Annotated in this window: 18 protein-coding genes and 1 tRNA gene; 11 read left to right on the forward strand and 8 right to left on the reverse strand. The window is 70.3% G+C overall.

Annotation, left to right across the window (positions count from 1 at the left end; all coding sequences use genetic code 11):
* Positions 1–1,012: 1,012 nt before the first annotated feature.
* The 3 genes from IPP98_01495 to IPP98_01505 all read left to right on the forward strand — a co-directional run bounded on the left by IPP98_01495 (position 1,013) and on the right by IPP98_01505 (position 3,082).
* A complete protein-coding gene (locus tag IPP98_01495; protein ID MBL0177787.1) occupies positions 1,013–1,663 on the forward strand; it encodes a coproporphyrinogen III oxidase in 651 nt (216 codons plus the stop codon).
* A gap of 78 nt (positions 1,664–1,741) precedes the next feature.
* A tRNA-Ala gene (locus tag IPP98_01500) sits at positions 1,742–1,814 on the forward strand.
* Positions 1,815–1,948: 134 nt separating this feature from the next.
* Complete coding sequence (locus IPP98_01505; protein ID MBL0177788.1) at positions 1,949–3,082, forward strand: glycosyltransferase family 4 protein; 1,134 nt, start codon at positions 1,949–1,951, stop codon at positions 3,080–3,082.
* On the opposite strand, the gene IPP98_01510 is transcribed toward IPP98_01505, so the two are convergent.
* From IPP98_01510 to IPP98_01540, 7 genes are all read right to left on the reverse strand, one after another.
* A complete protein-coding gene (locus IPP98_01510; protein ID MBL0177789.1) occupies positions 3,066–4,763 on the reverse strand; it encodes an ABC transporter ATP-binding protein in 1,698 nt (565 codons plus the stop codon). The two genes, IPP98_01505 and IPP98_01510, sit on opposite strands and share 17 nt — an antisense overlap.
* Before the next feature lie 189 nt (positions 4,764–4,952).
* Positions 4,953–6,356: a TonB-dependent receptor gene (locus tag IPP98_01515; GenBank protein MBL0177790.1), complete on the reverse strand. Its 1,404-nt coding sequence runs from the start codon at positions 6,354–6,356 to the stop codon at positions 4,953–4,955.
* A gap of 130 nt (positions 6,357–6,486) precedes the next feature.
* A complete protein-coding gene (locus IPP98_01520; GenBank protein ID MBL0177791.1) occupies positions 6,487–7,035 on the reverse strand; it encodes a TonB-dependent receptor in 549 nt (182 codons plus the stop codon).
* Positions 7,036–7,078: 43 nt separating this feature from the next.
* Positions 7,079–8,089 (reverse strand): ABC transporter substrate-binding protein, encoded by a 1,011-nt coding sequence (locus IPP98_01525; protein MBL0177792.1) that lies wholly within the window; start codon positions 8,087–8,089, stop codon positions 7,079–7,081.
* Positions 8,086–9,762 carry a hypothetical protein gene (locus tag IPP98_01530; protein ID MBL0177793.1) on the reverse strand — a complete coding sequence of 559 codons (1,677 nt, stop codon included), beginning with the start codon at positions 9,760–9,762 and terminating at the stop codon, positions 8,086–8,088. The genes IPP98_01525 and IPP98_01530 overlap by 4 nt, the downstream gene beginning before the upstream one ends.
* On the reverse strand, positions 9,732–10,517 hold the full coding sequence (locus IPP98_01535; protein ID MBL0177794.1) for an ABC transporter permease: 786 nt from the start codon (positions 10,515–10,517) through the stop codon (positions 9,732–9,734). Before IPP98_01535 ends, IPP98_01530 begins: the two co-directional genes overlap by 31 nt.
* The gene (locus tag IPP98_01540; protein MBL0177795.1) at positions 10,514–11,344 is read right to left on the reverse strand and encodes an ABC transporter ATP-binding protein; all 831 of its coding nucleotides are present in this window, start codon (positions 11,342–11,344) and stop codon (positions 10,514–10,516) included. The genes IPP98_01535 and IPP98_01540 overlap by 4 nt, the downstream gene beginning before the upstream one ends.
* 1,515 nt (positions 11,345–12,859) lie before the next feature.
* Here IPP98_01540 and IPP98_01545 point away from each other — a divergent pair.
* From IPP98_01545 to IPP98_01555, 3 genes are all read left to right on the forward strand, one after another.
* Complete coding sequence (locus IPP98_01545) at positions 12,860–14,491, forward strand: M20/M25/M40 family metallo-hydrolase (GenBank protein ID MBL0177796.1); 1,632 nt, start codon at positions 12,860–12,862, stop codon at positions 14,489–14,491.
* Between the two features lie 205 nt (positions 14,492–14,696).
* A complete protein-coding gene (locus IPP98_01550) occupies positions 14,697–16,139 on the forward strand; it encodes a peptidylprolyl isomerase (protein ID MBL0177797.1) in 1,443 nt (480 codons plus the stop codon).
* On the forward strand, positions 16,136–16,423 hold the full coding sequence (locus IPP98_01555; protein MBL0177798.1) for a DUF167 domain-containing protein: 288 nt from the start codon (positions 16,136–16,138) through the stop codon (positions 16,421–16,423). Before IPP98_01550 ends, IPP98_01555 begins: the two co-directional genes overlap by 4 nt.
* Here IPP98_01555 and IPP98_01560 read toward each other — a convergent pair.
* Positions 16,406–16,924, reverse strand: coding sequence for a hypothetical protein (locus IPP98_01560; GenBank protein ID MBL0177799.1), 519 nt, complete (start codon positions 16,922–16,924; stop codon positions 16,406–16,408). The genes IPP98_01555 and IPP98_01560 overlap by 18 nt on opposite strands.
* Positions 16,925–17,118: 194 nt before the next feature.
* On the opposite strand from IPP98_01560, the gene IPP98_01565 reads away from it, so the two are divergent.
* Genes IPP98_01565 through IPP98_01585 form a run of 5 tightly spaced genes read left to right on the forward strand, consistent with a single transcriptional unit; the run spans position 17,119 to position 20,791 of the window.
* Positions 17,119–17,730, forward strand: coding sequence for a superoxide dismutase (locus tag IPP98_01565; GenBank protein ID MBL0177800.1), 612 nt, complete (start codon positions 17,119–17,121; stop codon positions 17,728–17,730).
* A gap of 10 nt (positions 17,731–17,740) precedes the next feature.
* Entirely contained in the window at positions 17,741–18,202 is a 462-nt protein-coding gene (locus IPP98_01570) for a redoxin domain-containing protein (protein MBL0177801.1), read from the forward strand.
* Positions 18,199–18,690 (forward strand): nuclear transport factor 2 family protein, encoded by a 492-nt coding sequence (locus tag IPP98_01575; GenBank protein ID MBL0177802.1) that lies wholly within the window; start codon positions 18,199–18,201, stop codon positions 18,688–18,690. The genes IPP98_01570 and IPP98_01575 overlap by 4 nt, the downstream gene beginning before the upstream one ends.
* The gene (locus IPP98_01580; GenBank protein MBL0177803.1) at positions 18,666–20,126 is read left to right on the forward strand and encodes a PAS domain-containing protein; all 1,461 of its coding nucleotides are present in this window, start codon (positions 18,666–18,668) and stop codon (positions 20,124–20,126) included. The genes IPP98_01575 and IPP98_01580 overlap by 25 nt, the downstream gene beginning before the upstream one ends.
* Entirely contained in the window at positions 20,123–20,791 is a 669-nt protein-coding gene (locus tag IPP98_01585) for a response regulator transcription factor (GenBank protein ID MBL0177804.1), read from the forward strand. Before IPP98_01580 ends, IPP98_01585 begins: the two co-directional genes overlap by 4 nt.
* Position 20,792: the final 1 nt, after the last annotated feature.

Consider the following 20,792-nt stretch of genomic DNA (forward strand, 5'->3'; position numbering starts at 1 on the left):
TCCAGTGCCCGCTATTTCCAGCCGTGGCCAAGCCGACGCCGCGATCAAGAGAGTCGCTTGCTCGGGCCACGTGTGCAGAAGATGGCTTCCTCAGGCGAACGAGGAACGGTGTTCGAACGGCTGAATGGCGATCGCAGTGGTTTACCGACCCCGCACTCGAACTGCGAGGCTGCCCGACGAATGCAGGAGCAGTCATCGACTCGGCCGTGCGCTATCTTGTCACAACTTCGCACGGGACGGGAATGTCAATCGGGGCGGGTTGACTATCAGTCGAGAGTTCGGCGCGACCGCTGACTTCGCCCGCGCCGTGTGACAGGCGGCGGCTGTACAGGCACTACGCGCGCAGACGCGTGGGGATAGTTTGTATCACCGCCCGGTGCGGCACCGGCGCGAGGAATGTCGTGTCGCTCCACTGCGCCCAGCGGGATAGCGGCGTGGCGGCTGGGGCGAAGTGTTGGCACTTGCACCCGAACGCGAGCAGGCAATCGTGCGGGCACGCGTCGCTGCGGACGCGCGCGAACCCGTGATTGCGCACGCCGCAGGCGAGAAGCGTGGCAGCGATCCCCGCGACGACGGGGCGCGATGGGCCACACCCGCGCGCGAGGCGCTCGTGATAGACCGCCTGCAGCCGACGGCAGGTGATCCGACACCAACCGAATGGTGGCGACGCCTGCGGGGGTCGGGGTTTGTACACGCCTCGCGCCGCCAGGGCCGCGTCGGAAACGCGCCCTCCGGAACCGGGAAGCGCCGGGCATATGCCAGACTCGGCCGCAAACCGTCACCGTTCCATGGCGCGACGGTCTGTTTCGACGCAGCGTCCGCACGGCGCCTGCTCTTCGCGTCCAGGATGCCCGTTTCATCACAGAGAGATTGTCGAGATCTTGGGCAGAAGTGTTGCATACATCCGCGCCACAGCGCGCACAGGCCCTTTCGCGGTTGAAGTTGATGAAGTTCCTCCGCGCTACTTCGGGGATGCGCTCGGCCTGGCGTAAGGCCGCAGCCTAACCTTGCGTTGCTGCTGGCAGGGCCTTCAAAGACTGCGGGCTATTGCTCGCTGCGCTCGCTAGCCGCAACTTTTGAAGGGCCGTGCAGCAGAACGCGATCGTTCAACCTCGTGCACGACGGCGGCACCAGCTTCGGCCTGCAGACGGCCGCGCGGATCGAGAGCGTGCTGATGTCGCTGCCGTCGCTCGCGGCGTGGGACGACGCCCCCGGGAAGCCCGGAGGTCCGGCTGGTCGCTACGCTGGCGCCGCGGGAGTGGGTGGGGTAAGCTCCACCGACAGGGGCCTTCGCACGGGAGGGTGGCACGATGGACAATCCATTTCAGGGGCTCGCGGCGCGGAAGCGGGCCCTCGAGCGTCGCGCGCTGGAAGAGGGGATGAATGTCGCCGGACGGTGGCAGGCGCAGCTCCCGATGGTACGGGAGGTGCTCGGCCAGTTCGGCGACGCCGTGTTTCCCGGGGCCCAGGTGGCGGAGGAGGGGGAGCGAGTGCTCCTTCGCGACGGGAGGCCGCCCGACGCGCCCGTCCTCGTCGATGTCGCCCTGACATACGTCGAGGCAAAGCGAAAGATCGGCTTCCTGGTGACCGCGGCGGCATGGGACCGACGGAGCGCCGAGCGTCGCGGCGGGCGCGCTACGCGGTGAGCTGGTCTCCGCGTTGATCCAGCTCTTCCCGGAGTGGCACTGAGGCGCCCGACGCCTTTATCCGCGGGCGCCACCGCACTACTTTGCGGGCTGACGGGGCGGTAGCTCAGTTGGGAGAGCACCTGCTTTGCAAGCAGGGGGTCAGGGGTTCGATTCCCCTCCGCTCCATTGGTCGAGTGTCACGATGCGCTTCCTGATGGTCTGCACGTTCTATCCCCCCTATTCCTTCGGTGGCGACGCGATCAGCATTCGCGAATGGTCGCAGGCGCTCGTGCGCCGCGGTCATCACGTGACTGTGGTGCATGCTGCCGAGGCCTTCACGGCGCTCCACCCCGATCCCCGCACCGCAGGCCGCCGACGACGGCATCGAGGTCATCGCCCTCCAGAGCCGTTGGCCGACCCTCTCCGCGGCGCTCGTGCAGCAGGTCGGCGCGCCCGTGCTGCATCGACGGCAGCTCCGCCACCTGCTGCAGCATGGCGGCTACGACGTGGTGGTCTACCACAATCCCTCGTTGATCGGTGGCCCAGGGATGCTCGCGTGGCCCACCACCGCCACGACGGTCTACGTGGCGCGGGAGCACTGGCTGGTCTGCGCAACGCACGTGCTGCTGCGCAACAAGCGCGAGCCGTGCACCACGCGAAGCTGCCTGCGCTGCAGCCTGGTCTATCGCCGGCCGCCGCAGCTGTGGCGCTATACCGGCGCGATGGCGCGCGGCCTCGCCAAGATGGACCTGGTCATTGCCCTGAGCGAGTTCAGTCGCGACAAGCACCGCGAAGGCGGGGTGATCCGGCCCATGGCGGTGCTTCCCAATTTTGTCCCCGACCAGCCGGCTCCCGTCGATCCCCTCGCCGAGCCGCACGGTCCGGCTCGCCGACGGCCGTACTTTCTCTTCGTCGGGCGGCTCGAGCGCATCAAGGGGCTGGACGATGTCATCCCGCTCTTCCGCGCACTCCCCGATGTCGACCTGCTGATCGTGGGGGAGGGGAGCGACGGCGACCGCCTCCGCGAGCTGGGGCGCGACGTGCCGAACGTGCACTTCCTCGGCCGGATCGCCCACGAGCGCGTGGCGAGCTACTACCGGGACGCGATCGCGACCGTGGTCCCCTCGATGGGATTCGAGGCGTTCGCGCGAGTGCTGATCGAATCGATGCAGGCTGGGGTGCCGTTCGTGGCGCGCCGCATCGGCCCGGCAGTCGAGGTGGCCGCCGCCTCCGGCGCAGGCGAGCTCTTCGGCTCGTCGGACGAGCTGCTGGTCATCCTGCGCCGCCTGGCCGAGGACCGCGGCTATCGTGATGGGCTCGCGTCGCGCGCCCGGTCGGCCGTGTCCCTCCACTGGTCGGAGGCCGTCGTGGTGGAGCGATTTCTGGCGCTGATCCGTGGCGTGCGCGGAGAGGAGGAGGTGAGCGCCCCCGCTGGGATCAACTCGGAGGCGTGAGTTCCTCGCCCGGATTGGTGAAGCGATTCTGCTCGCGCCGGTACTGTCGCTGATAGAGCGAGTGATATCGGCCGCCCAGCGCCAGCAGCTCCTCGTGCGTGCCCGACTCAACGATCGCTCCCGCCTCCAGCACCAGGATCCGATCGGCGCTCGTGATGGTGGAGAGCCGATGCGCGATCACGAAGGAAGTGCGCCCGCGGCGCAACGCCTCCAGCCCTTCCTGCACCATCGCCTCGCTCTCGCTATCCAGGCTGGAGGTCGCCTCGTCGAGCAGCAGGATCGCGGGGTCGGCCAGGATCGCCCGGGCGATTGCCACGCGCTGGCGCTGGCCACCGGAGAGCTTCACGCCGCGTTCGCCGACGATCGTGTCGTACCCCCCGGGGAACTGCGCGATGAATTCGTCGCAGTGCGCAATGCGACCGACCGCGCGGACCTGCTCCAGCGACGCCTCGGGACGCGAGAAGCGGATGTTCTCGAGGATGGTCCCGTCGAAGAGGAAGTTGTCCTGCAGCACCATCCCCAGCCGGCCTCGAAACGCGCGGAGTTGCAGCGTGGCGAGGTCCAGCCCGTCGATGCGGATGGTCCCGCTGGTCGGCCGATTGAAGGCGGTGAGCAGCGACAGGAGGGTGCTCTTGCCGGAGCCGGATGCCCCGACCAGGGCGGTGGTCGTGCCGGCTGGCGCCGTGAAGGAGACCTGCCGCAGGACGGGAACACCCGGGACGTACTCGAAGCTGACCTGCTCGAATTGCACCTCGCCGCGGAGCGGTGGCACGGCGACGCGTCCGGCGTCCTCCTGATCCTCGGTGGGGAGGTCGAGCAGTTCGCGGATCCGATCGAGGCCTGCAAATGCCTCGGCCACCTGGGTGCCCACCTGCGCGATCTGGATCAGCGGGGCCGCGACCAGTCCCGCAAAGAGGACGTACATGCCGAGGTCGCCCAATGTGAGCGTGCCGGCCCGAAGCGCGTTGCCGCCCAGCAGGATCATGATCACCGCGATCGCGCCGATCACCACCGTGGTCAGCGCACTGATCAGCGACCACCCCGTGATCGAGATGGCGCTGCTCCGGAGGATGCGGTGGATGCCGCGCGTAAAGACGAGATCCTCACGCCGCTCGGCGACGTAGGACTTGACGATGCGGATCCCGCCGAGCGTCTCGGCCAGCCGGCCGGTGACTTCGGCGCTCTGCCGATTGCGTTCGCGGAAGACCGGCCGCAGCCTGGAGAAGGCGACGGCCAGCGTGGCCCCGAAGATCGCCAGCACCACCATGACCACGGCGGTGATCTGCCAGCTGATATGGAGCAGCACCGCCAGGGCGGCGGTGGCGGTGAAGAGGCCGCCGAGGAGCTCGGTGAAGCCGGTGCCGACCAGATTGCGGAGTCCATCGGCGTCCGACATGATGCGCGACACCAGCACCCCGACCTGCGTCGCATCGAACTGGCGCACCGGCAGGCGCAACACGTGCGCCTCGACCCGTCGGCGCATGTTGGCGACGGCACGTTGGGCGGCGATGCCGAGCACCTGCGACAACGCGAAGCCGGTGCTCGCCTGAATGAGCGTGGCCAGCGCCACGACGCCGGCAAGCGGGAGGAGCAGGTCGTACTGTCCGGCGACGATCACATGGTCGATCAGGTACTTCGACGACGCCGGCAGGACCAACCCGGCACCCCGACTGACCAGCATGAGGAGCACGCCCGCGCCGAGCCGGGCGCGATGCTGCCGCAACAAGTCGCGGGATTCCCGCCACGCGGTCTGCAGGGAGGCGCGCTGGTGGAGCGTGTCCTCCGCGTTGGCCGGCACGAACTTGCCCTGGCCTTCGCCGCGCTGTGACGGCCTTATGCGCACGATGTCCCCGTCACGCGTCCGGGGTGGTTACCACGACGACTTCACGCCGACGGTGATCCACCGCGGCATCGCGACCTCCACGTAGCCGTTGGTGCTGCGGGTCACCTCGTACCTGGTGTCGAAGAGGTTCTCCACCTTGACGTAGGCCGTCGCCTGGGGAACAATCTGGCGAGAGACGCGAACGCCGGTGACGAAGAAGCGCTTGAGCGGCGTGGTGTTGAGGTCGTCGTCCTGGCGCGCCCCCACGTAACGCTGCTCCACGGTGATCGTCGCCAGCCGCGGTTGGTCGAAGGTGACGGTCGCGCTGGCCATGTGCTTGGCCGCACCACGGGCGAGCTTGCCATCGATCTCGTCGCCGGGCGCGTCGACGCGCGTCGGGTTGAAGGTGTAGCTCCCCCAGACGCTCCAGTGCGCCGCTGGATGCAGCTCCAGTTCCGACTCGAGGCCGAGGGTGCGGAGACCGGCGACGTTGCGGCGCTGCCGGCAGGCCTGGTTGCGCGGCACGGGACCACATTCCGTGAAGATCTGCCCGTTGGCCGTCGAGGTGCCGATGGTGTAGTCGAGGATCGCATCCTCGACCTTGTTCAGGAAGGTGTTGAGGCGCAGCACCGTGGACCGCGACGGGAGGAAGTCGACGCCAAGCTCCACGCCGCGCAACGTCTCCGGGCGGAGTGACGGATTCGCCGCGATGACCGCCCCGCGGGTCGAGTAGTTCGTCTGGTAGAGTTCGAACAGGGTCGGAGCCCGGAGCGCCGTGTACGTCCCGGCACGCCACGTCATCCGCGGTGAGCTCTCGAAGCGCACGCCCACGCTGTAGTTGAGGCGGGTCCGGGCCGCGGTGGCGTATGCGGTATCGATCACGACCGTTCCCGCCGGGAGCGTGGTGTCCAGGCGATAGCCGTCGACGTTTCGCATCCGATCGCCACGCACGGCGACCTGCACCTGCCATCGATCGGTCAGCCGCAGGTTGTCCTGCAGGAAGAGGCCGCCCAACTGCTGCCGTCCCCCGTTGCCGCGGTTGAGCGTCCAGCTCCCATTCGTGAAGTTGCCGAGTTCGTCAATCGTTCCGTCCGCGTTGGAGACGTCGAGGCCGGCCGCCACCTGATGCCGACGGCCCACGAGCTGCGACCATTGCAGCGAGGCGGCAGTCACCGTGGCCGACTGCGTCTGATCGCGGTTGGGCGTCTCGGTGTTGCGATCGTTGGAGACGATGCCGCTGTGATTGAGATAATTGGTGTGCGTCCGATAGCTGCGCAACGACCAGACCCCTCCCGCCGCGGTCAGCCAGCGCAGCCCCGCGCGGAATTCAGACGCGCTCGACGTGTTGCCGCCACCGGGAGTCGGACCACGGGAGTCGAGGTCGAAGTAGCTCCCGCTGGCCGTGGCCTGGAGCGACGACGAGAGGTCGTACGCCAACTGGCCGGTGACCACCTTGCCGTCTTGTCGCCCGAGGGGACGTCCACCGTGCCGCGCAGGTCGGGGCGGGTGACGAAGTAGCCGTCCGTGCCAGCCCAATCGGTCGTGATGGAGGCACGCAACCGTGACGCCACCACATTGCCGGTCAACGTGCCGCGATAGCTGCCGCCCGTGCCTCCCTCCGCCTGCGCCTGCAGCCCGGAGCCGCCGGCATCCGCGTCAGGATGTTGACGACTCCCCCGAGCGACCGACTGCCCCAGATCATCGATCCGCCGCCGCGGATCACCTCGATCCGATCAACCAGGGCCAGGGGAATCCGATTCCATTGCATGTAGCCGTTGAACCCATCGTTGAGCGGCACGCCGTCGACCAGGATCAGCGTCCGCCCACCCGAACTGCCGGAGAGCCCGCGGAACGACGCCACGCGTCGACCAGGGCTGCTGGCCGAGGCACTCTGGTGATCGCGCATGGTGAAGCCGGGGATGCGCCACAACAGGCTCGGCACCGTCGAGGCGCTGGTCGTCGCCAGATCCTGCCGCGTGATCGCCGTGACGTGGACGGGGCTCTGGCCGACCAATTCGCTGACCCGCGAGGCGGTGGTGACAATCTCGCCGAGCTTGGTGATCGGACGCTTGAGCGCACTGTCCGGCTTGGCTTGCGCCGCGAGGAGGCCGGGCAGCAGCGCTATCGGCATCAGCAGCGTGCCGTGGGGAAGCGGCGTGGCCGTGGCGTGGGGGTCATTGCGGGGTCCTTGGTGAAGTGCGGAGCAGGATCGTGTCGGTGGCGGCCACCAGCGTGGAGTCCCAGAACTGCGCCGGCGTCGCGGGAGTCGCAGCGAGCTTCTGTCCGACCAGCCACTGCTGGTAGGCCATGACGCCGTCAAGGTTCATCCGTCCGTCGGCACGGAAGGTCGGCCAGCAGGCATTCGCGAGCGACGTGGAATCCAGCCCGGTTGCACGCTGCAGCGCGGCGAGGTTCGCCGCCGTCTTGCCTTCGCTGAAGGTGGCCACACCCCGGCGGTACGCCGCAAGAAAGCGGATGCCGACACCGCGATCCCGGGTGAGCAGCCGTTCGCCGACAAGGAGTCCACCGATTTCCACGTTCGGCGTGGCGTCCTGCGAGCGCAACCAGAAGGTCCCGCTGCGGGTCGCCCGACTCAAAAACGGCTCGGCCAGGATGGCGGCGTCGAAGGTCCCCTTCGTCAACGCCTGTTCGGCGAGCTCGGCCTGCAGCCGGACCAGTTCGAAGGAGGCAAGCTGCAGTCCCTGCGACTCGAGGTCGCGGCTCATCAAGTACCGGAACATCCCATCGCTGGAGACGCGGAGCTTGTGCATGTGGCGCGGCGCGTCGGCCGGCGACAGTCCCGGGCGGAGCACCACGCCAACGTAGGGACACGCCGTCGGCGTCAGGGACACCGTCGACGTGATGAACTTCATGGCGCCGCCGCGCACCATCGCCCCGAAGTAGCCGGCCTGGAAGAGTTCCACCGCCGCGTCGAGCTTGTTGGTGAGCAGCGCCACGAGCACGTCCTCGTGCTGGCGCACCGGCACGAACTCGATGGCCACGCCAGCCTCGCGGAAGTAGCCCGCCTCGGCGGCGAGTGACATGGCGGCCTGGCTGAGTCCCGTGGCATTGGCGACCCGCACGGTGTCGAGGTGCGGCGTGGCGGCAGTCCGGGTGTCACTGCCGCAGCCACTGAGAATGGTGGCGAACCAGAAGAGCGCAAGGCCATGACGAATGCGGATCATGTCACGACCCCACGGGTGGCTGCCGGCGGGGCACTGGCAGCGCGGCTGGAGTGGAGCGGCATCACCTTGCCGCGGGCGGTCACATACGGGGCCTCGCGCCGCACCCGCAACGTACCAGCCTGCGTCCAGGCGTTGGACGCCGAGGCGCCGCCGGCATCGATCCGGCGCAGCGCGTCGAGCACCAGGTGCACGGCCGCGGCCTCGTCGACATCGGGAAGATGCGGGGCGATCCGCAGGACCACCTGCGTGAAGCCGCGCTCGTCCTCCAGCTCCTCGAGTTGATAGTCCAGCGGCGAACCCCCGAAGCGAGCCGGCAGGACCTCGTCGATCACCTGCTCGACATCGCTGCCCACCAGGGTGATCCCTTCGCCGGTCAGTTTCTTGAAGCTGCGGATCCCGCGCAGGTGCGTCGCATACCCCAACCGCTCCCACGGGCACCCGCAGGGGCGCTGGTCGATCACACCGTAGTCGTCCGACTCCACGTTGATCAACACCTTGCCGGCCGTCGGGAGGAGGGTGGTGTAGCAGAAGGCGGCGACTTCGACGGCGAACCCCGGGACCGTGCGCGAAGACTGAATCACGGCCAGATGATCCTGGAAGAAATGCTGGTCATTGGGGTCGTCGGAATGCAGACACGCCGATCCGACCGACCCCACTTCCGAGAACGAGTAGTTCGCGATGAACCGCGCACCGCTCCGCCGCACCATGGCGACCTTGGCCGGGGTCGGCGGCTCGCCGCCGCCTGCCATGATCACGCCCTCGAGCGACAGGCCGGCGTCGATGGCGGCCGCCGCGACCCGGACCAATCGGCTCACCGGCGCGCGGACCACCGCCGTACCCTCCGCGCGCGCCGTCTCGTGTGCCCAGCGCGCCAGGCGCTCGGCCTTGTCGAACGGGAGGAAGACCGGCCGGCGCACCGGGGCACCGGTGAGTCGCGCCCACGCCACCGCGACCTCCGTCGCGTAGAGGAACCGGGATGACGTACCATCGCGGCCGCCGACGGAGGAGGTGAACCACCGTTCGAGGCGCTCGCCCGCCGGGATCGCCATCAGTGCATGCGTCAGTCCATTGCCCGGGGGGATGTTCTGCCAGCGAGCGACCGGGGCATCGATGATGCCGTGCACGGCGCGGAAGGTCACCCGATGCGGCATGCGCCCGCGCATCGCCATCAGGTCCATTCGCGCCCGGCGTGACGGGCCCGTGGTGCCGCCGGAGCCAACGGCGAAGTACCGTCGGTGCGTCGGATTGGAGAAGTCATCGGCGGTGCAGGGGATCTCGCGGCCGTTCCGCACGATGGGTGTCCGTCCCTTGAATTCCTCGAAGGTGAGGTGGACACCGGCGTCGTGCAGCCGACGGAGGGTGGGTTCGAGCCCGTGGTCGGCGATCATCCGCTCCAGGTCGCCATACTCGCAGCGGGCCTCGGCTAGCAGGGCACGGTAGGGACTCTGGGGATGATCGACCACGCCACGCCGAACGAGGGCGAGGAAGTTCGCGGCGCGATGCGCGAGTCGGTCGGCGAGGATCGCTTCTGCCTGCGCCGGTGACATCCGCTCACGGAGGAAACTCGGCAGTCCCAGCAGGAAACGCCCGAAGGCGGTCACCTCCGAGGCGATGTTGTCCCCTGGCGTGGCGCGGGCGGCGCTCAGATGCCGACGCCCGAGTCGGTCAGCCACGGCGCCCAGCGATGCGTCAGGGTGCGGATGGCCAGTGTGAGCGCCATGCCGACCAGCGCCACCACGATCAGGGTCGCGTAGAGCTGTTCGATCCGGAAGACCTGCCATGAGAGCCACAGCAATGAGCCGAGGCCGGTGTGCGCGGAAATCATCTCCACGCCGATGGCTGAGAGAAACGCCACGTTGGCCGAGATGCGCAGGCCGGTGAGGACCAGCGGCAGGCTGCCCGGGAGGAGGATGCGAAAGAACATTGCCCGAGTTCCGGCGCCGTAGTTGCGGGCCAGGTCGAGTTGCACCGGACTGATCGCCTGCACACCGGCCATCGTGTTGATGAGGCTCGGGAAGAACGCGCCGATGGCGATTGCCGCGATCTTCGACTCTTCGCCGATGCCGAGGAGGACGATCAGGATCGGGAAGAGGGCGATCTTCGGAATCGGGTGAATCCCCGCCACGATCGGATCGATCGCTCGGCGAAGTGTCGGCCACCACCCCATCGCGAGGCCGAGCGCCACGCCGACACCAGCGCCGAGGAGCAGGCCGATGGTCAGCCGGAGCAGCGTCGCGCTCAGATTGGTGAGCATGACCCCGTTCGCCAGCAGCGCCAGCAGCTCACGGATGATGGTGCTCGGGGCCGGGGTGAGCAACGGCGAGACACCGCCCCACCGGACGCCGGCTTCCCATGTGCCGAGGAGTGCCACGACCACGGCCGGGGAAAGCCAGGCCAGCCGATCGGGGGCGCGCGTGGCCGCTCTCATCGCTCGGTGAGCCCGCTGCCGACTTCCTCACCGAGCAGGTGCCAGATGTGCGAGATCAATTCCTGCGCCTTGCGCGAGACGTCGCGGGGGTCGCGCGGGCGTCCCACCGTGACGGTGATCTCTTCGCGGATCCGCCCCGGATGTCCGCTCATGACGACGACACGATCGGCGAGCAACACGGCCTCATGAATGTCATGCGTCACGAAGAGCACCAGGCGCTTGCTCTCCGACCAGACGCGCAACAATTCTGTCTGGAGCACCCACCGCGTCTGCGCGTCGAGCGCGCCGAAGGGTTCGTCCATCAGCAGGATCGGCGATTCCGCCACGAAGGCACGGCCGATGCCGACACGTTGCCGCATGCCGACCGAGAGCTCGTGCGGGAAATGGTGCGCGTACCGTGCGAGGCCCACCCGTTCCAGGTAGCGCTGCGCCCGCTCGCGGCGCTCGGCGCGACCGACGCCCTGCATCTCCAGTCCGAAGGCGACATTGTCGACGACACTCATCCAGGGAAAGGTGCCATTCTCCTGCACGACCAGGCCGCCGCGCGGGCTGCCCGCCCCACCGGGGACGTCGCCATAGAGGATGCGGCCGGAGGTCGGGGCCATCAGGCCGGCGATGGCCCGGATCAACGTCGACTTGCCGCAGCCACTCGGACCCACCAGCGACACGAATTCCTGCGGGCGGAGCGAGAGCGAGATTCGATCGAGGGCGGGGACCGAGCCGCGTTCGCTGCGATAGGAGCAGCTGAGTTCCTGGCAGTGGACCGAAAGGCCTGGACCAGCCGTGGTGACGGACAGCTCACCCCTGCGCTGGGGCTGGCTCGTCATTCGACACCGCCCGCTGGGGCGGCGGGCAGTAAATAGTGGGGGCGGGCGCGCCCAAAGGCCTGAAGGTCCATGCTCCCAAAATGCCCTCCTGTCGCGGCTTTGTCCAAGGCGTGTGGGGTAGTCGGTTCGGGAGGGCGAAGGCGCCGCCGGTGTCGGCTTCCACCCGGGCCAGTCGTTGCAATGCGGCATCGCGGCGGGGGCGCTGCATTGGTTGGACTGGGAGGGGGGGGGAACGAGGGGGCGGCGGGGCCCGCGGGGGGGGGGGGGGGAATCCCCGCGCCCCCCCCGGGGGGGGCGGCCCCCGCCCGGGGCGGGGGGGGGGGGGGCGGGGGGGGGGGGGGAAGCCCGGGGGGGGGGGGGGGGGGGGGCCTCCCCCCCCGGGGTCCCCGCGGGGCCCGCTGGGGCGGGGGGGGGGGGGCGGCGGGGGCGCCGCCGGGGGGGGGGGGGGGCGGGGGGGGGGGGGCGGCGCCGGGGGGGGCCCCCCCCCCCCCCCCGGGCCCCCGCACCCCCCCCCCGGGGCGCCCCCGGCCCCCGCGCCCCGGCCCCGGGGGGCGCCGGCGCCGGCGGGCGGGGGCCCCCGGGGCGCCGCCCCGCGGGGCCCCGGCCCCCCCCGGCGGCGGCTTGCGGGGGCGGCCGCGCCGGCCCCCCGGGGGGGGGGGGGGGGGGGGGGGCCCCCCCCCCCCCCCCGGGGGGGGGGGGGGGGGGGGGGGGGGGGCGGCCCGGGGGGCGGGGGGGGGGGGGCCCCGGGGGCGGGGGGCCCCCGGGGGGGGGGCCGGGGGGGGGGGGGCCGGGGCGGGGGCGGGGGGCCCGGGGGGCCCCGCGGGCCCCCCCCCCGCGGGGCCCGGGGGCGCCCCGGGGGCGCCGGGCGGGGGGGGGGGGGGCCCGGGCGGGGGGGGGGGGGGGGTTCCCCCCCGGAAGCCGGGCGCGGCCCCCCGGGCGGGGCCGGGGCCCGCCCCCCCCCGCCCGCGCCGGCGGGGGCGGGGGGGGCGCGGGGGGGGCCGGGGGGGGGCCGGGCGCCCCCCCGGGGGGGGGCCGGGGGCCCGGCGGCGGGGGGGGGGGGCGGGGCGGGGGGGGGGGGGGGGGGGGGGGGCCCCCGGGGGGGGGGGGGGCCGGGGGGCGCCCCCCCCGGGGGGGGCGGGGGGGGAAAACGGGGGGGGCCGGGGGGGGGGGGGGCCGGCGGGGGCCCCCGGGGGGGCCCCGGGGGGGGGGGGGGGGGGGGGGGGGGCCCGCGGGGGGGGGCCCGGGGGGGCCCCGGGGGGGGGGGCCCCCCGGGGGCGCCCGGGGCGGGGGGGGGGGGGCGGGGGGGGGGGGGGGGGGGCCCCGGGGGGGCCCCGGGGGGCCCCGGGCGGGGGTGACGCGGCGTCGGGAGATCGTCTGTCGGCATAGCATCAACGTCTCCCGCGCAGGGTGCGTATCGCCTTGATACGTCCGATCGGCGGGGGGTGACTTCCGCGGTTCCGGACGGCATAGTTCGCCGGTTCCCTGCCGCCTGTCCCCAATCCGGAGTTCCCCCTGATGTCGCACGCTTTCGTGCCGCGCTTCGTCCCCGCGCTCCGCGCCGCCGTCGCGCTGGCCCTTGTTGCACCGGCTGCCCCGCTCCTCGCCCAGGAAAAGGTGGACGTCGCCACGATCGAGAAGATCAAGTCCGAGGCGATGGACCGCTCGCAGGTCATGGACATCATGAGCTGGCTGACCGACGTCTACGGGCCGCGCCTCGCCTGGTCGCCGAACCTCACCAAGGCCGGCAACTGGGCCGCCACCACGATGAAGAGCTGGGGCCTCAGCAACGTCGCCCTCGAGCCGTGGAGCACCCCGGCGGGCCTGGGTTGGGAAAATCAGCGCTTCACCTTCGTCGCCACGGCGCCGAACTTCTTCCAGGTGCTCTCCGCGCCGCGGGCCTGGTCGGCGGGCACCAAGGGGAAGGTGGCCGGCGGCGTCGTGATCGTCCCGCGTAACGACTCGATGACTCTTGACTCGTTCAAGGCGAAGTACGCCGGGAAGATCAAGGGGAAGTTCATGCTGCTGACCCAGCCGAACGGGCTCCCGTCGCAGAAGTTCACCCCTGATGCGACGCGGCTCACCGATGATCAGCTGGCGCAGATGGCCGCCATGGCCCCGCCGACGCCCGGTGGCGGACGGGGTGGTGCGCCCGGCGGTGGTCGCGGCGGCTTCGGCGCCGGCGGCGTGCGTCCCTTCAATGTGACCACCGACTCCTCCGCCCTCCGCTTCATGGAGCAGCAGGGCGTGGCGGCGGTGTTGATGCTCGCGCGCGGAAGCGACGGCACGATCTTCACCGACAATGGCGCGTCGCGGAACCTGAAGGCGCCGCAGGTGCCGATGGTGCACGTCAGCTACGAGTCGTACGGTCGGATCTGGCGCATGGCCGAGAAGAACGTGCCGGTCCAGCTTGAGCTCGACATGCAGAATCGCTTCATCCCGGCGGACTCGACGTCGTTCAACGTCATCGCCGAGATTCCGGGTACCGACCCGGCGCTCAAGGATGAAGTCGTGATGATCGGGGGCCACTTCGATTCCTGGCACGCGGGGACCGGTGCCACCGACAACGGCGCCGGCTCGGCGACGATGATGGAGGCGATGCGGATCCTCAAGGCGCTCGACCTGAAGCCGCGCCGCACCATCCGGATCGGGCTGTGGACGGCCGAGGAAGAGGGGCTGATGGGGTCGCGCGCCTACGTCGCGAAGCACTATGGCACCCGCGACTCGACTGGTCTCCATGTCACGCCGGAGCAGGCCAAGTTCGCGGCCTACTTCAACCTCGACAACGGCAGCGGCAAGATCCGCGGCGTCTACCAGCAGCTCAACACCGCCGTCGCGCCGATCTTCCAGGCGTGGATGGCGCCGTTCAACGCTGACGGGATGAAGACGCTGACGATCTCGACCACTGGCGGCACGGACCACCTGACGTTCGATGGCGTTGGCCTGCCGGGCTTCCAGTTCATTCAGGACGGCCTCGACTACGGCACCCGGACGCACCACACCAACATGGACGTCTACGAGAAGATCCAGCCCGAGGACATGAAGTGGAACGCGGCCGTGCTCGCCGCCTTCGCGTGGCAGGCGGCGCAGCGTGACGAGAAGCTGCCACGGAAGCCCGCGCCGGCTCCCGCGGCTCGGCCCACGCCGTAGTTTCCCGCGCCCCAGCGGCTCTGGGGGGCGGTGGTGGGGGGTGGGGCGGGGGTGTCGAGACGGGGCGAGGTCGCTCCCGGTCCCGGCACCCCCGCCTCCTGCTGGTTCTGGCCCACCCTTTGCCACGTCGGGCCGCATGGCCAAGTTTCCTCCATTGCCGGAACTGATCGGGGCGCCAGCCCCCTCCTCGAGCCCCAGACCCCTCATGCGCGCATTTCCTCGCTCCATTCGGTCGCCCTTGTTCCTGGCCGCGCTGGTCCTCGCCGCGGCCTGCGGCAAGGATGCCGTGCCGCAGGATGCCCTTGATGCCACCGTCGTGCAGGTCGGGGACGCCAAGCTGACGGGCAAGGTGCTCCAGCAGTGGCTCCTCAAGTCGCCGGTGCCGCCGGTGGCCTCGACGGCCTCGGTACTCGTCGGCTCCTGGCTCGACGCGGCGCTGCTGCAGCAATCGAAGGTCACCGGGCTGTCGCTGAACGACTCCGCCCTGACCGACGCCGCGATTGGCCCCGACGCCGCTCGTGGGATGATCCTCGAGTTCTGGGCGGGTCGGGCGAACGCTCGACCGGCGCCGACCGATGCGCAGGCGGACTCGCTCGCCAAGGCCGACAACGTGCGCGTGCTCCAGCATCTGTTCCTGGCGATTCCGCGCGGCTCCGACTCGATGACGGTCGTCGGGATCGCCAATCGCGCGCGCGCGATCTTCGAGCGGGCCAAGACCGAGAACTTCAGCAAGCTGGTCCGGGAGGCCTCGGAAGATTCCGCAACCCGCGCCACCGACGGCTTTCTTCCGGCGGTCTCGCGGGAAGAGGTGCCCCCGCAGATTCGCGCCGTGGCGTGGGGATTGGCGGAGGGCGCCGTCTCGCGAATCATTCCGTCGCAGATCGGCCTTCACATTGTGCGCCGGGCGACGTTGTCGGAATCACGCCTTGGCTTGAAGCGGTGGTTGGCCCCGCGCTACAGCCGACGCGCCGACTCCACCTTCGTCGACTCGCTCGCGCGGGCGGCACAGATGGTGATCGCCGAGGATGCCCGCAATCGGGTCCGCGGGATGCTGCACGAACCGCTGCGCGTGGGCGCTGGCGGACCGCTGGTGACCTGGAAGGACGGTGCCTTGACCCCAGAGGCGGCACACGATTGGATCGTGATGATTCCCGCCCCGGAGCGGGCCACCCTTGCGGTGGCTTCGGATTCGGCGCTCACCTCCTTCCTCAGGGAGATGACGCAGCGCGAGCTGATCCTTGCCCGGGCCGGTGCCAGTCACCGGGTGGCTGCAAAGGCACGTGGGCTGCTCGCGCCACAGTACCATTCCGCCGTCGCAGACCTCCTGAACGAATTCGGGAGCATGACCGCGGGCGTGCCGGCGGCCCTGGCCCCGTCGGTGTATCTGGATTCGCTGGTGCTGGGGCGGTCGCGCTATCGGCCGCTTCCTGGAGCGCTCTCTGGGGTACTGCGCAGCAAGTTCGACGTGAGCATCGATACGGCCTCGATCAGCAAGGTGCTGAAGTCCACCCAGACGCTCTGGGCCCAGTTGCACGCCAATGACACCACCACGGCGCAATCCGGCATGCCGCAGGCACCGAGCATGACGCCGGCAGCTGGCGGCCCGCCGGTGACGGCACCGACCGTCGGGGTACCGAAGAAGCCGTGAGTATCCGCGCCGTTCCCGGCGGTGTGCAGCTCGCGCTGCACGTGCAGCCGGGGGCGCGGACCACCGCCGTGGCCGGTCGCCACGGCGAGGCGATCAAGGTGCGCCTCGCCGCGCCGCCCGTGGACGGGCGCGCGAACGAGGCGCTGCTGGTGTTTGTGGCGGAAGTCAGCGGCGTGCCTCCCCGCGCCGTGACCCTGGTGCGGGGGGCATCCTCCCGCGCGAAGGTCATCGAGGTGCAGGGGCTGACGGCGGCGCGCGCGGCGACGCTATTCCTCGGGGGGTGATCCTTCCGGCAGGCCGGCCTGCTCGGCGGTGCGTCGGGCGGCCACGGCCAGCAGTTGCCGGAGGCGGCGACGCTCGGCGGCCGGGTAGGGATGCCGTGGGGAGAGCCGGTTCCATCCTTCGGGGCCATGACCGACCCAGAGCACATCGAGGACCAGGACCAGCTCGCGGGCAATCACGCTGAGCGGGCAGACGATGGCGACGGTCCGCTCCTGCGAGAGCGTCATTTCGGCCGTGCCCGAGCGGCGGTCGGCCCAACTGTGGATCCGCAGCTGCACCAGTTCGTCCTGACGCTCGAACGTCCATTCGTGCACTCCCGGCGCATCCTCCAACACCACCGTCGCCCGTTCCGCGCCCTCGAGGAGGGTGACGGCGGCGCGGGTGAGGTCGCCGAGCGCGTCGGTGTCATCCGTGGCCTGCATCGCGACCCGCAGGTCGTCGGCTTCGAGGGCGACCACCGCACGGCCGGGGGTGGTGAGGGCAAAGCGGAGCGAAAGAGCCATGCGGGCGGTGGTCCGGAAGAGGGGGGCCTTGCCTGAGTATCGGCAGCGTGTGTGGCGGGATGGAAGCGATGCGTCGCCAGAGCGGAAGTTGCCTCGAACAGGCACGCGCGGGAAGGGGAGTGGGGCGCGTTGCCCTCCCTCCCGCCGTCACCCATATTCGAGGTGTGTCTTCATTCCCCCCGAGGAGTTGCCCCATGTCGTTTTCACTGCCCCCACTCCCGTACGACTACACGGCGCTCGAGCCGCACATCGATGAACAGACGATGCGGATTCACCATGACAAGCACCACGCCGCCTATGTCACCAATCTGAATGCCGCACTCGAGGGGCAGGATGCCCTCCTGGCGATGCCGATCGAACGCCTGATCGCCGATTTGTCGCAGGTCCCCGAGGCGAAGCGTACCGCGGTCCGCAACAACGGTGGCGGCCACGCCAACCACACCTTGTTCTGGGAGATCATGGCGCCCGGCGGGGCGACAGCGCCCACCGGCGACCTCGCGACGGCGATCGAGTCGACCTTCGGCTCCTTCTCCGGCTTCCAGGAGCAGTTCCTCAAGGCGTGCACCACCCGCTTCGGCTCCGGCTGGGCCTGGCTCTCGCGCGCGGCCGACGGCACGTTGCTCGTCGAGAGCACCGCGAATCAGGACTCGCCGCTGATGGAAGGGCGCACCCCGCTGCTCGGCTGCGATGTTTGGGAGCATGCCTATTATCTCCACTACCAGAACCGGCGTCCCGATTACGTCGCCGCGTGGTGGCATGTCGTCAACTGGACCGAGGTCGGCCGTCGCTACGCGGCGGGCCGCTGAGGCACAGGCGATGACCACCCCAGCGATCGGATCGCCAGCACCAGACTTCACGCTCCCGTCGACCTCCGGGTCCGATGTGACGCTCTCGAGTTTTCGTGGCAGCAAGCACGTGTTGCTCGCCTTCTTCCCGGCCGCATTCTCCGGCGTCTGCACGGCCGAGATGTGCGCGCTCTCTGAGGACTACGGTCGCTTCGCGTCGGCGGAGACCGTGGTGCTCCCGATCAGCGTGGACTGGATCCCGGCGCTGAAGGCCTTCAAGGCGCACGAGCAGATGACCATCGATCTCCTCTCCGACTCGAAGCGCGAGGTCTCGAGAGCCTACGGCGTCTATCTCGACGCCGCCTTCGTGTCGAAGCGCGCCTACGTGCTCATCGACAAGGCGGGGATGGTGCGGTGGGTCCATGTCGAAGCCGAGCTGGGCCACTCGCGGCCCAATGGCGAACTGCTCGAGCAGCTCGCGGCGCTCGGGTGACCGCTCCCGGCCACGTCGGCTCCTGGCGTCGGCTGGTCGGGCTCGCGGTGGTCGTCGCCCTGACGGCCTGCCAACTCGACGTGCGGCCGCCGAGCGGCTCGCGGCGCGATGACGCCGCCGCGCAGAGCGCGGTCGACGGATTCTACCGTGCGCTGGCGGCACGCGACACGGTCGCACTCGAGCGGGTGGCCTTCACGGGAGGGAGCGCATTGCTCGATGCCACGGGGCGTGACGTGACGCTGGTGCCGATGCTCGCCCTGCTCGGCGTGCCGGAGCGCCGCTCGACCGGGACGCCGCCGCGCCTGGTACACACCGAATTGCGGGTCGACGGCAACATTGCCGTGGCCCGGGTGGTCGTCACGGTGCCTGCAGCTGGCGGCGCCGGCGAGATGGAAGCGGCCGACCTGCTCACGCTCGGTCGGCGCGACGGGGCGTGGCGGGTCGCGCACACGCAATTCGGGCCATGGCGGACACGATCGGCACCCTGACCCCCGCCGCGCCCCTGCTGGCGCCGCCGCTCGCCGTCGTGGTGGGCGCCGCGCGCGTGCTCGGGGCAGCCGGCACCTCGGCCTCGCGCCTGCGGGCACTCTGCGAACATCTGCGCAACACCTTGCCGGCCGACGAAGTCCGCCTCCGCTCGGGCGAGCGTCGCGCCGGCGCGCCGCGTGAGCCGACCGCCGACCTCTTCGCGGTGGCGGTGCCGTGGCGCACCGATCGCCCGGCAGTGCTGGAGGTCCTGGGGAGCCGTCGCCCGCCGGCCGAATTGCGCCCGGTGCTCGAGGCCGTCGCGGCGTTGCTCGCCACCGTCCTGCCGGTCCTCGAAGAGGGCACCGCGGATGAGCAGGGGCTCGAGCGTCGTCTGGCACGGCTCACCATCGATTCCTTGCCGGTCGGCCTGTATGTCGTCGATCGACAGTACCGGATCGTGGTCTGGAATCGGAAGCGTGAAATCGGGACGCAGGGGCTCCGACGCGACGACGTGATCGGCCGCCCTGTCGCCGAGGTGCTCCATCGCCAGGACGCGGACACCCTGCTCGCCGAATTCGATCATGTCTTCCGGACCGGCGAGGTCTTCGAGACTGAGCAGGAAGTGACCGCCGACACGGAGCGACGGATCTTCCGCACCTCGCGCCTGCCGATGCGCCTCGAGGGAGACGGCATCAGCCACGTCATCACCATCGGGGAAGACGTCACCGAGACGCGGGCGCTCCAGCGCGCGATGCAGCAAACAGAGAAGCTCGCCGCCGTCGGCCAGCTCGCCGCGGGCGTGATGCACGAAATCAACAATCCGCTCGCCACCATCGGCGCCTGCGTTGCGGCGATCTCGTCGCGGCTGGGGGCCTCGGCCGAACCGGTGGTTCGGGAATATCTCGACATCATCGAGAGCGAGGTCGTGCGGTGCACCAACATTGTCGACGGGCTGCTCGACTTCTCCCGCGCCGGCCGCGCCGGTGGGGCGATGGAGCCGACCGATGTCCACGGGGTGCTCGAGCGCACGCTGTACCTGCTCAAGCACCATCAGCGCTTCCGACGCCTGCAGGTCACCCGCGACTTCACCGAGCCGCTGCCGCTCGTGCTGGGCAACGCCGAGCGGCTGATTCAGGCCGCGATGGCCATCCTGCTCAACGCCGCCGATGCCACGGGTGGTCGCGGGCAGGTCGTGGTGCGCACGCGGGTCGAGGGGAGCTTCGTCGTCGTGGAATTCCAGGATGACGGACCAGGGATTCCGCCGGATGTCCTCCCGAAGGTGTTCGAGCCGTTCTATACCACGAAGGGACCCGCCCGCGGCACCGGGCTCGGCCTCGCCATCTGCTATGGCATCGTCGCCGACCACCAGGGCCGGCTGGACGTGCGCAGCGAGCCCTCGCGCGGTTCGGTGTTCCGGATGGCACTCCCCATCGCTCGCGAGGGACGGACTGCATGAAGCTGCTGGTGGTGGAAGACGACCGTACCGTTGGCCAGTACGTCAAGCGCGGGCTTGAGGAACAGCAATACCTCGCCGACTGGGTCGGGGACGGGGCGGAGGCGCTGCGCCTGATGACGGCGACGGCCTACGACCTGATCATTCTCGACCTGCGCCTGCCGGGGATGACCGGGCTCGAGGTCCTGCGCACCCTGCGGGACCGCGGCCTCACGATGCCGGTGCTGGTGCTGACGGCGCAGGACAGCGTCGAGTTCAAGGTCGACGCGCTGCGGGCCGGCGCCGATGACTACGTCACCAAGCCGTTCGCGTTCGACGAACTGCTCGCGCGGATCGAGGCGATCTCGCGCCGACCCCGCCTCCTCTCCTCGCGATCGCTGCGCGTCGCCGACCTCGAAGTCGACCTCGATGCTCGCGAGGTGCGCCGTGCCGGAACCCTGGTGGAGCTCACGCCGAAGGAGTACGCGGTCCTCGAATACCTGATGCGACACCAGGGTCGCGTCATGTCGCGCACGCTGATCACCGAGTACGCGTGGGACTACCACTTCGACCCCGGCACCAACATCGTCGATGTCGTGATCAATCGCCTGCGGAAGAAGGTCGATGCCGGCGCCACGCAGAAGCTGGTGCACACGGTCCGCGGCGTCGGATACGTCGTGAAGGGCTAGC

It is taken from the genome of Gemmatimonadota bacterium, from assembly GCA_016720805.1.
GTDB lineage: Bacteria > Gemmatimonadota > Gemmatimonadetes > Gemmatimonadales > GWC2-71-9 > Palsa-1233.

Bases quoted from the DNA above. Each gene is read 5' to 3' on its own strand.
- IPP98_01545 (MBL0177796.1), top strand. From the start codon at position 12,860: ATGTCGCACGCTTTCGTGCCGCGCTTCGTCCCCGCGCTCCGCGCCGCC.
- IPP98_01520 (MBL0177791.1), bottom strand. From the start codon at position 7,035: ATGCCGATAGCGCTGCTGCCCGGCCTCCTCGCGGCGCAAGCCAAGCCG.
- IPP98_01560 (MBL0177799.1), bottom strand. From the start codon at position 16,924: ATGGCTCTTTCGCTCCGCTTTGCCCTCACCACCCCCGGCCGTGCGGTG.
- IPP98_01505 (MBL0177788.1), top strand. From the start codon at position 1,949: ATGCTGCCGAGGCCTTCACGGCGCTCCACCCCGATCCCCGCACCGCAG.
- IPP98_01580 (MBL0177803.1), top strand. From the start codon at position 18,666: ATGGCGGACACGATCGGCACCCTGACCCCCGCCGCGCCCCTGCTGGCG.
- IPP98_01565 (MBL0177800.1), top strand. From the start codon at position 17,119: ATGTCGTTTTCACTGCCCCCACTCCCGTACGACTACACGGCGCTCGAG.
- IPP98_01570 (MBL0177801.1), top strand. From the start codon at position 17,741: ATGACCACCCCAGCGATCGGATCGCCAGCACCAGACTTCACGCTCCCG.
- IPP98_01535 (MBL0177794.1), bottom strand. From the start codon at position 10,517: ATGAGAGCGGCCACGCGCGCCCCCGATCGGCTGGCCTGGCTTTCCCCG.
- IPP98_01510 (MBL0177789.1), bottom strand. From the start codon at position 4,763: ATGCTGGTCAGTCGGGGTGCCGGGTTGGTCCTGCCGGCGTCGTCGAAG.
- IPP98_01525 (MBL0177792.1), bottom strand. From the start codon at position 8,089: ATGATCCGCATTCGTCATGGCCTTGCGCTCTTCTGGTTCGCCACCATT.
- IPP98_01550 (MBL0177797.1), top strand. From the start codon at position 14,697: ATGCGCGCATTTCCTCGCTCCATTCGGTCGCCCTTGTTCCTGGCCGCG.
- IPP98_01585 (MBL0177804.1), top strand. From the start codon at position 20,123: ATGAAGCTGCTGGTGGTGGAAGACGACCGTACCGTTGGCCAGTACGTC.
- IPP98_01540 (MBL0177795.1), bottom strand. From the start codon at position 11,344: ATGACGAGCCAGCCCCAGCGCAGGGGTGAGCTGTCCGTCACCACGGCT.